General features: G+C 49.7%; 8 protein-coding genes and 1 tRNA gene. 1 reads left to right on the top strand and 8 read right to left on the bottom strand.

The window, feature by feature from the left end:
- Positions 1 to 142 precede the first annotated feature (142 nt).
- The 3 genes from H8E27_01580 to H8E27_01570 all read right to left on the bottom strand — a co-directional run bounded on the left by H8E27_01580 (position 143) and on the right by H8E27_01570 (position 1,148).
- A tRNA-Leu gene (locus tag H8E27_01580) sits at positions 143 to 228 on the bottom strand.
- 21 nt (positions 229 to 249) lie between these two features.
- A complete protein-coding gene (locus H8E27_01575; protein MBC8324303.1) occupies positions 250 to 924 on the bottom strand; it encodes a recombinase family protein in 675 nt (224 codons plus the stop codon).
- A gap of 38 nt (positions 925 to 962) precedes the next feature.
- A complete protein-coding gene (locus H8E27_01570; protein ID MBC8324302.1) occupies positions 963 to 1,148 on the bottom strand; it encodes a hypothetical protein in 186 nt (61 codons plus the stop codon).
- 868 nt (positions 1,149 to 2,016) lie between these two features.
- Here H8E27_01570 and H8E27_01565 point away from each other — a divergent pair.
- Positions 2,017 to 2,625, top strand: a complete 609-nt coding sequence (locus tag H8E27_01565; protein ID MBC8324301.1) for a sterol desaturase family protein — start codon at positions 2,017 to 2,019, stop codon at positions 2,623 to 2,625.
- Here H8E27_01565 and H8E27_01560 read toward each other — a convergent pair.
- The 5 genes from H8E27_01560 to H8E27_01540 all read right to left on the bottom strand — a co-directional run bounded on the left by H8E27_01560 (position 2,622) and on the right by H8E27_01540 (position 10,469).
- The gene (locus H8E27_01560) at positions 2,622 to 2,900 is read right to left on the bottom strand and encodes a hypothetical protein (protein MBC8324300.1); all 279 of its coding nucleotides are present in this window, start codon (positions 2,898 to 2,900) and stop codon (positions 2,622 to 2,624) included. The two genes, H8E27_01565 and H8E27_01560, sit on opposite strands and share 4 nt — an antisense overlap.
- Positions 2,901 to 2,976: 76 nt before the next feature.
- Entirely contained in the window at positions 2,977 to 4,500 is a 1,524-nt protein-coding gene (locus tag H8E27_01555; GenBank protein ID MBC8324299.1) for a hypothetical protein, read from the bottom strand.
- A 2-nt stretch (positions 4,501 to 4,502) separates the two neighbouring features.
- On the bottom strand, positions 4,503 to 6,086 hold the full coding sequence (locus H8E27_01550; protein MBC8324298.1) for a hypothetical protein: 1,584 nt from the start codon (positions 6,084 to 6,086) through the stop codon (positions 4,503 to 4,505).
- The gene (locus H8E27_01545) at positions 6,076 to 7,089 is read right to left on the bottom strand and encodes a terpene cyclase/mutase family protein (GenBank protein ID MBC8324297.1); all 1,014 of its coding nucleotides are present in this window, start codon (positions 7,087 to 7,089) and stop codon (positions 6,076 to 6,078) included. The genes H8E27_01550 and H8E27_01545 overlap by 11 nt, the downstream gene beginning before the upstream one ends.
- Positions 7,090 to 7,091: 2 nt before the next feature.
- Positions 7,092 to 10,469, bottom strand: a complete 3,378-nt coding sequence (locus H8E27_01540; protein ID MBC8324296.1) for a hypothetical protein — start codon at positions 10,467 to 10,469, stop codon at positions 7,092 to 7,094.
- Positions 10,470 to 10,472 lie beyond the last annotated feature (3 nt).

Raw genomic sequence — 10,472 nt, 5'->3', positions numbered from 1 at the left:
CAACCAAAAATCCTATAATCAATGTAAGGTATTTCATCTTTGAAAAAAATTGTTTTATTGATTGCTGCCTCAAAAGCAACAATAAAAACAGTTCAGGCCAAGAGAAATTTAACGATGAGAAACAAGGGAAGATAATGCGCCGTGCCCACAACTGGAGTCGAACCAGTACGACTTTTAAAGGTCGGCAGATTTTAAGTCTGCTGCGTCTACCAATTCCGCCATATGGGCAACGAAAGCGCAGGGAGAAATCTACTTGATAGCGTTAGCTTTGGCTAGCTTGGAAACATACGCAGATGTGAATTCACCCCCTGCCCTGTTGCGGTGACCTTCTTCAGTGAGCATGGCCGCAATCGTCACCCACTTCTTGGGGCGTCGATCAGTGTTACCGTGGTTAGCCCTCAGTTGCTTGATACGTTTTAGGGTGCGCTTCTCTGATGCTGTGTGACCGAATGGGTACGCTCCTTCAGCCTTTAACCCCTTGGCCCGTGCGCGATCCCGACCAGCATTCATCTTAGCAATAGTTTGCGACCTATCCCATTCCTGCAAACTTCCGATAATCTGAACTATAAGTTTTTTTTGTGGGCAGTCGATATCCGTCACTTCTAGGCCAGTCGCATCGAGGACAACAAGGCCAGCCTTGCGGAACCTCTCGATGAGAACCATCTGGCATATCAACTCACGAGCAAGGCGAGAAGCATCAGAGATAACCACAGTGCGTATGCCATCCTCTTCGCAGCGGTTGAATAACGCCAGCAAGCCATCGCGATCCTCCAAATTCTTTGTGCCCGACACGTTGCCATCACGGTAAAAACCATCCTCAACAATCTTGACGCCAGCACTAGAGCAGTAACCCTCGATAGCGTTAATCTGACGATCAAAAGAGCCATTGTCCTCCTTTGCGGAGGAACGCCTAATGTAGGCCACTGCTTGGGTTATCTTTCTCTTCGGCATGGCTTCCCCTTTTAGCAAGAGATCGTAATGATCTCGTTGATCCTGTTGGCGTTGAACCGCTTCAGCTTGTAGTCGGCCTCAAGATCAGCAGCGTAAAAATACTCGCCTTCGATGTTGGCAGAGGTTTCAACGTAGTAGGTGAACTCGTGATTGCGCCAGTTAGCCACGCCCTCATGCTTGGCTGGTTCGTACCTCATCAAATAGGAGGTTGTTTCGCTAGTGTTTTTCATCTCTTTTTACTTCGTTTCGTTGCTGTAATTAAAGCGAATACTGAACCATAACGCAACTAAATAGTGCTAAAGAGTTGTGTTTTTTATCCACAACAGCAACCACCAATTAAAAATGGATTAATAATTGAAGCCATTGATAAACCCTCAAATCCCATAATTAATTGCTTTTAATTATATGGCGCATGATAAACCCAAATCCCCCCAAAAAGGCCCAGTTGCCCGATAATTAAGCATAAATATAAAAGAACCCCTCAATTCACCCCTAATTGATTCAATAACACCTATAGCCTCCTCATTTACCCGCGACATAAAAGGCCCTCAGAGAGGCATTTCAGGCCCAATAGAGCTACCTGTAAAACTTCTGACAAAACCCTGACACGAAAAAACCCCAGTAATGTGAATACTGAGGTTTCGGTAAAATTTAATAACCCACAAAAACAGAGTTAATTAAAAATGTCGCCTGATTTTAAGTCCCCTGTGTCTACCAATTCCACCACACCGGCAATTGGTCTGCTTCAATTACGGGATTCATCGGCTGATTACAAGTCAGCATCAACTGGATTGATTTGATTTTGCACGGTTAAATGGCACATTTGCTCCGAGGAAAATAATGGACGGATTGAACCAGAAGCGGCAAAGAACGAATTGCCCCAGTGAGATGAGCACTGTGCGCGTGGGCGGAATAATTTACCTCGGCGGAGGTAGCGAATGTCAACGGCCTGCGGGCGGCGGGGCTTTCAGAGGAAGCAATGAGTGACGCAACGCAAGTGATCGGATAGATTAATTATATCAACCGCATCGCGGAGGGATTGGGTGTGGATTTGGAAAATGAAATGTGTCTGAGAAAATGACATCAAACAAAATTCAAAGTGGCTGGCCGTGGTTTGGGTTTTTCCATCCGGCTTTGCCTTTGGTCTTCTGGGGGCCGGTGGCAATTACTTGTATTGCCTGGGGAGTTGCGTCGTACTCACTGGACTGGTCGACAACGGCAATAATCGGCTCAACGGCACTGGGGGTATGGACATTTATTGAATATTTAATGCATCGGTTTTTATTACATCCGCCCGAACATCGAAAACTGTTAAGTCGATGGGCTCAATTAGCCCACGGGGTGCATCATGATGCTCAAGATGAACCGGTTCACACAATGGTCCCCCCGGTGAACGCAGTGCTCATTTTAATGCCGTTTCTGGCACTGTTTTATTGTCTGGTGCCGGAGTGGGCGCTGGCAGTTTTTATCGGATTTTTTTTGGCGGGATATTTAGGGTATGAATACATTCATTATTCATTCCACCAGAGTGATTCTAAATCCCATCCTAAATCCCGTTTAGGAAAGGCGATCAGGCGCCATCATCTGACCCATCACGCGCACGGCCACGCAGGGAATTTTGGCGTAACAACACCGTTATGGGATTATTTATTGGGCACGCGTTTGCGCAGTTAGCGGCACTCTTCGCCACCGACACGAAGTTGCAGACAATCTGCAACTTCAGCGGATTCTTCTAAACCATTTTCCACTGACTCAGCGAGGGTGCATTCATGTTTTAATGCGTACTTCTGAAGCGCAATCCAAGTGACGGGTTTGAGGGTGATATCGATGTTGAGGGTCAAGCGGTCTTCACCGAGCTTTTGGAGAACATCAAATTCATCGCTGCTGAGTCGCGCAACCGATCGGCGGCGGGTGGCAGTAGCTACGTTGGTGGTGGACGAAGTGGTCATTCCGGATATGAAACACCGGCACGCCACTGAGGACAATCAGCAGTTATGCGGAGTTGTCCCCGTGATGTTCACGGGGTCAGTTTCCTTCGTCGCGCAACTTGTTGAGGTTAAATTCCAATGAAGAAAATACCGCAGGATCAAAATCAACCCGGCCGATGCTGGGACTCATACCGGTGACGCGATCTGCGGTCCAGTGATCCAAGCGGAAAACAAATTCTCCTCCACCTGAAAAAGTCGCGCGAACATCGCCAATTTCCAATTTACGCTTTTCAGGTTTGGCTCCTGCAAAACTGATTACCCCTATTTTTTCAAGGGGCATATCCACAATAGATCCGATACTTACGGTGGCATCAAATTTCACTTTCCCACCCCGAAACCCTTTCAGCACTCCGGTTAAATTGCCGGTGGCAGTTCCGATCACATCTTTTGTTCCATCACCAGAGTTCGGCAAATTGCTTCCCGTGGGGACCTGTCCATCCCAATGTGTGATGCGCATTTTACTAACCCGCATCATCCCCGTCGTTTGGCTAACAAGCATGATTCCTTTGCCATTGCCCAACAACGCGGAAGTGCCGGTCCATTTTTTAACCAATTTTCCGTTCATCGTCAGCATGATCGTTTGCGTTTTTCGATTTGCGGAGATTGCAAAATGCGCTTTGGTTTTGCCCCGCAACTGGGTCGTCATGCTTTGTGTGCCGAGACTAATTTGGCCTCCAGAACTGCCTTTCATTAGCATGCAGCTGGCTGAATTGTTAATCTGAACAATGTAGGCATTGCCCTTATGTTGTTGCAGTTGATCAGAAAAAAGATACAGGACGAGACTGGGCGTGGTGGCCCACGAGAGATCAAATTCGACATTTACAGAATCGGGAAGATCTTTAAATTGGCGACCGATTTGCGATCCGGAGGTGTGCGATAAAAATGAGTTATTGCTGTATTGCCAGCCCCCACCAACTCCAACACGGCCAAACCCACCTTGCCCTCCTGCCGGAACTAATCCCCCTCGAATGACGCGACCATTGAAAGGTATGTTGTTAGGTCGCCCGTTATTCGCAGCCTGCGTCCAACCATTGAGTCCGGTCGGGCCAGTGAAAATAGCACCTCCACGCCCTGACCCGGGATGAATGGATAGGATTTTTGCCCGCGGGATTCGAATGCTGTTGCTACTATACCACGCGCTGAGAATGATATGGGTATTATTGATCTCCACTAGTTGGCCCATCACCTCATCTCCAGTACGAAATTTTACGGCGCAATTTTGCCCTTTCGGCAAATTTAGCGCACCACGCGGATTCAGGTGGATGCTTGAAATGCTGTCGGCGTCAAATTTAAAGTCGTCTTTAGAAGCCGGATGACGCCAAGTCGCACCGGTATCCAAATGAAAATCCACAAACGTTCCTTGCAAGTGATCGCCATTGAGCAGTTGGAGTACTTGCGGTTTCTGTCGTGTCCCCCGAAAACCAGAATCCGCAGGACCGGGCACCACAATGCCGGGACGGTTAGTGTTGCTGGATCCGCTGCGGACAGGTTTGATGACAATTTCGGCAAAAATCGATTCTGCAAGCAGAACCATCGTCGCCGTGATGATAAGCATTCGCATTTTCATTTTGAAAAGAAACCCTGATGTTTTTGTGGTCGCGGTTGATCACGATTCATTTCCAGCGACTCAAATATAGCAGGATGAAATTCTACTGCGCCCAAATAAGGATGCATCAGGCGCACTTTATCATCCGTCCATTTTTCAAACTGCCCGGAAACCTGTCCGCCCTGAATTAAGGAAGCTTTTGTTTCACCGGCTTTGGGCTCTCCCTCTTTTTTGGGGTTGGCCAACTGCATACGGGCTACTTTTGTTAAAGGGACAGGCACTTCACCGAAAGAGGTGCTGTTAACCATTATTTTACCGTCTTTGATGAATTTCACTTTCCCTTTAATGTGATCTTTGTTTTTAAAGAAAATAAAATCCTCCACACCATCCGATTTGGCTTCATTCCCGGGCAACTTCCCGTTCCATTCAGCCACTCTGATTTTGCTAATTCGCAATGGATACGTGTTGTTAGATTGAAATGATAATCCACCGGAAGCCGGCACGGGGTCGTTGTTGCCATCGCGATAGGTGTTAATCACTTTACCGTCAATCATCAGAGTGATTTCGCGCGTCAATCGATCGACAAGCAGTGCCACGCGCACCCGAGATTTGCCGCTCAATTGTTGGCGTAATTCCGCGCGCCCCATTTGCACCTGATTCCCATTTTTGGTGCGTCGATAAAAATAAAAATAACCTGAACTTACCTGCAGCCGATAATGATCACCTGAATAATTTTCTTTGATGTTGGAGGCTAGAATGGCCGTGTTGAAATAACAACTAGTACCCCCTGCCCATTGGAGGTCAAATGCGAGTTCGAATTTATCCGGATAAGCGATGTCAGCTCTGGCGACCACCGCGCCGCTGGCGCTACTGGTAAAACCTGAACCGTCAAATTTCCAAAAAAGGTTTTTCTGTTGAGGCTGAGCTCTGCCATTCACAACAATTTGCGGGACAATTTTTCGAGCAAGTATTTTTTCTGCCACCTGTTGTGCTTTCTGTGGTCCCGCACCCACGGGTCCCTTGGCTTTTGGTGGAATTCCCTGGTTGTAATTGCCGTGTAACCAACCGGAGTCGTCGCCTTCGCGACTTTCGAATACAACCCGTGAACCCAGTAACACCGGATTCAACTCCAGGACGGATGAGCGCGGCAATTTCAATTTGCCGGCGTACCATGTATCCAACACCAAAACCTCAGGAGTGAGCTCGACCAAATCGCCCAGCAATCGATCGCCGTTGACCAGATTAACCGCACTATTATGCTGCGCCATCCCTTGCGGTTGTTTCTTTTGGGTAATAGTTAAACCGGCAACATCTGTCGCTTTGAAAGGAATCACCAAGCTTGCCGAGGGATGCTGCCAGCGAACCGTTCCATTTTCCATGCCCAAAAACTTCCCGCTGAATGTATCTCCATTCAGCAGATTTAATTTTTCAACCCGCTCCATTCGCACCGCAAGTTTTTGCACCGACGGAACACTCGAACGCGCCGGAGTGAGATCACGGGTCGGTTTTTCGTCCTCAACCGGAGCCTTGGGCTGCGCCGCCGTGGAGGACAAAGCCCCCAGCATCAATGCCAGCGTGTATTGACAGAATTTAACGTTCATAAATTGGGAGGTACCGGTAGTTGAGCGCAAGGCTCAGGAGCGAGGCAGTCGTGGCAAATGTAGGACCAAAATTGCTTCCAGCCCACGAGCCGTTTTTTGCCTGTTGGCTTTTGAGTTGTGCGATGTTTTTCGTGTTCCACTCATCCCAAAGTTTTGGTGACGCGTGAAAATAAGTTTGGGCTGCGTAGTATAGGAAATAGTGGTAATAGTGATCGTAACCCGCGTTAACTTGGTTGGTAATCAAATAATTCATCGCACCCTTGAACACATCCCCTTCTTTTTTCTTCGCAAGCGCGAACATCAGGGCACCAATCGCAGTGCGTGGATTATTGGAGCCACCGGCGCTGGTATAACCAAAGCCCCCATCGCTGCTGCGGCAATTCACATAAAACTGCAGCGCCTTATCAATGGATTCCTGCGGCACGCCTAACCCAGCATTACGGGCAGCAAAAAGAGCCACAAGATTCGCTCCGCTCACTGTGGTGTCTCCATCAGTGCTCTCGGGTGAATATCGCCAAGCACCGGCACGGGAGCGTTTTTGAGCATTCAGGATTAAATCCGTTGATTTTTGCAACGCGGGCCCAAGCCGCGGATCACGAACCTGACCGTAAGCCTCGGCCAAGGCCAAGGCGCCGAATCCGTGGTTGTACATCGAGCTGCCGATATAGCCGGTTTGAGGGTTTTGATTTTTCAGAATCAAATTGATGCCCCGCTTGATGGCTAGCGCGTACGGTCCTCGGTTGGGATCATCACCATGCGCAAGCATCGCCACCACTGCAAGCCCGACCACACCGGGTTGTGAGCCATAATGATCACTCGTCCCCGTAGCGCGAAATGACCCGTCATCTTGCTGAACACTGACAAGAAACTTCAGTCCGTTGACATACATCCGATCCACTTCCACAGGAATGAATCGCGTGGGGCCCTCAAATAATTTTTGAGCTCGCGCGCCGGGTGTTAATAAAGACAATGCGGAGACTAAAATCAGAATTCGTTTAATCATATTTATTTGTTGAGTCTTTCAACGCCCTTTGAATATCCCTGTAGTACACCTTGGAATTCCTTGGGCATCGCATCCGCTCGACCGGCTACTTTACGAACAGTGCGATCGGGGCCATTCCCGCCATTAACATTTCCAGGTGTGTTTTGATTGAGCTTGTTGGTATTGCCACCCGCAGTGCTCATGCCGGGAGAATCACCCTGGCCGGGGCCGGGTTTTTGGCCGGGTTGCATGCCCATCATTTGCATCATCATCATCATCATTTCCATTTGCTCGGGCGTCATTTCGCCTTGGGCGGCACTGCTTTGGCTTTTCTTCATAAGCCCTGCAATTTCCTGCTCAAGTTTGTTAATCGCATCGGTTTCGGCATCCGTAGCTTTTTTACCCGTTTCAGGTTTATCCAATTGATCGCCGGCCCTGCCCATATCTTCGCGGGCTATGTCCAAAAACTCGCCTTTACCTAGATTTGTGCGGGCATCCATTTCGAGTTGCAAATCACGCAGAAGTTCAAACTGACGGAAGGCAAGGTTTCGGGCCCCTTCTTCAAACTGTTTTGCCGCACGTTTTTCGCGATCACCTTCAAGCTCACCGGTTTGTTCGCGCAAATCCATTTCGGCCTGACGCAAGCGCAGAAGCTCTTTCATCCGCTCAAGCATTTCCTCATTGGGGTCATCACTTTTTCCGCCTTCGCCTTCGCCGCCACCATCGCCGTCCTTGGGTGGATCGAGCTTGTCGGCCCAGCGCATGAAATCTTCGCCTAGTTTTTTGGCTCCCATTCGCGCGGTGAGCGATTGGTTGAGCCGAAGTTTCTGGGCATTTTCGTCGAGTTTTTCCGGAGGACGCGCGGCGTCCATTTCCTTGGCAACGTCACCGAAGTTTTCTTTGAGCGTGCTTTCAGCAAACCGCTTAATTTCGCCCTGCAAATCGTTTGCCTTGGTGGCATTCCGGTGCTGGTCGTTGGCGCGGTTGTTGAGGAATGTTTGCAAGTGCTCGGGGAGATCGCTGAAACTGCCGCCGGCTTCGGATTCTAATTTAGTGCCCAATTCTTTATCCAGTTTCTCTTCATATTCACCGAGTTTACGGAGCCGCAGGACAAGTGTGTTCTCGTACATATCCTGTGTGGTATCCGCGGATTCTTTTTGCATTTCTTTGAGTTTATCAAGCGCCTCTTGTTCCTTCTTGGCTGCTTTATCGATCTTCTCTTTTTTATCTTTAGGTTTTGAGGGCTGTGACGGTTGTGATGGTTGAGCAGACTGCTGGGCTTCACCAAGCGATTGTTCAGCCTCAGACATTTCACCCGCTGCCAAATCCTTCATTTTCTGCATGGACTTGGCCATTTCGGCGAGGGTTTTGGGGTCGATCTCTTTATTCTTGCTCGCTTCTTTTCCAAGTTCGCCAATTTCCTCGGCCAATTCTTTGAGTTTTTCGGCGATATCTTTTTGCTCCTGCTCCTGGCGGGCGAGTTCTTTTTCGGTGGATTTCTTTGCCTGATCTTCAGGGCTCATTTCCTGCAATTGCTTGGTTTCTTCGAGGAGATTTTCCTGACGCCGGACGATGTCATCCAGTTCAGCCATTTTGGTATCGAAATTCTCCTGTATGAGTTGGGCGTGTTCTTCGGGGGTGAGTATGTAAATTTTCACCGGCAGCGAGCGCACGTAACGATCGGTCCGATAATAATCCTTGGCCACCACGTAAACGTTTACCATTGTGTCATCAGGAATATTGAGCGCCTTGTCGCTGGGATCGAAGTGCCAGGTTTGGGTGAGTGAATGCGTGCCAGGGGATGCCTTCTGAACAAGAATGGACTCGCCGGTTTTAAACGGTTTGGGAGTTCCATCTTTTTCGTCGATCCCGCGATTGAAGCATTCCCAATAAATTTTAAGTTCCTCCATGCCGTAATCGTCCTCGCCGAAGGCAGGAATGCTGAGGCTTTCTGATCGCAAAATCGCAACAACCGGAGCTTGATCCGGCGAATCGGCGTGAGGCGGTTGATCTTTGATCGGATCGAACCCGAGCTTCCATGTATTGGCCCCAGCAATGTGATATTGATCCACCCAGCTAACTTCAATTGCGCTGATGTCATCGAGTATAAGATTGGCGGTCGAGAGATTGGCACCGCTCACGCTCCCGGGTTGCTCGGTAATTTCATCGGTCACCGCGTGGGTCACTTTGATGTTGGCACTGTTCAAGTTCCGGGAGGCCTCCGCCCTAAACACTGCGGTGCTGCCTTCGAGGAAGGAAAATACGCCGCCGCGAACCTCCAAAGATTCCGCTTTGGGATAGTGCAAATATTCGGGATAGCTCAAAGAAACGTTAAGTGACTTGAGCGCGGGCCGGGCCACCGGCTCGATGCGGGCGTATCGGCGCACATCACCCACGCGCAGGGCGAGCTTCATGGGCTTGGTGCCGGCTTGAAGCGTATAATTCACATGACCATCGATCATTTGGGCCTGTTGAGTTTTCTTTCCGTGGGTCAGCACGGCTTCGGAGGGGTCAGGCAATACACTAGAAAAAGTGTTGGCAAAATCGGTGCCAATTTTATTTTCCCCCAAGTAGAGGTCCATTCGTTCAGCTGCGTTATGGGTTTGCTGCCACCAGCCGCCGAGTGTTTCCCAGAATGGCGTTCCGTTTTGTTGATCTGCAAATGCGAATTGTGAAGTGAACTGAAGCATTTCACCACGAGGCACATAAAACGTTCCTTTCGTTCCCTTTTCAGGATCGCGGCCGTTGACTTGCAGGTCGCCGTTTTGCACGAACGTGTAGCGCTCTGCCCCGCTGCCGGGCACGGCGCGCTGGAGCGCGTTTTGGCTGGCGTCACCGGTGAAACGCATAGGGAGGCTGAGCACGCCCAACACCAGCACGGTGAGCACAAAGGCGATCCGCGACTTACGGGTGGAAACGGCTTTATTGAAGGAAATGTTTTCTGACTCACGATCGATCTGTTCGATCGCCGCGCGACAGAGTTCTTCGGAAACATCTTCGGGGCGCTGATCGATACTGGTGAGCTCCACCGCGCTCATAAGGCGATCACCCATGCGACGGTGCTTACGCTGGACGATTGCGGCGAGCACGCGGTTGTCGCGACGATTGAGAATCCAATGCTTGGCCCAGAACCACGCGTAGTGAAGGGCAACGGCTCCGCCCGCGAGTGTGAAGGTGAGGCGCCATGCGGCGGGGGTGTCCCAGAATCGGTCGGACATAAACAATAGAAGGTATGCCACGACCAATCCGCAGGCGATGCCGCACACGGCGATGAGGGTATCAACAAACCAAAGTTTGCGTTCGAGTGAATTAAACTTGCCCCTTAGTCTCTCGGGCAGTTCTACATTGAATCGGCTCTTCTCGCTCATGTTGTCCTCCCAGTTCGGGGGTGCATCATACATCCC

Source organism: Limisphaerales bacterium, assembly GCA_014382585.1.
GTDB lineage: Bacteria > Verrucomicrobiota > Verrucomicrobiia > Limisphaerales > UBA1100 > JACNJL01.
The sequence above is the reverse complement of the archived record's forward strand: the minus strand, read 5'-3'. Positions and strand labels throughout refer to the sequence as shown.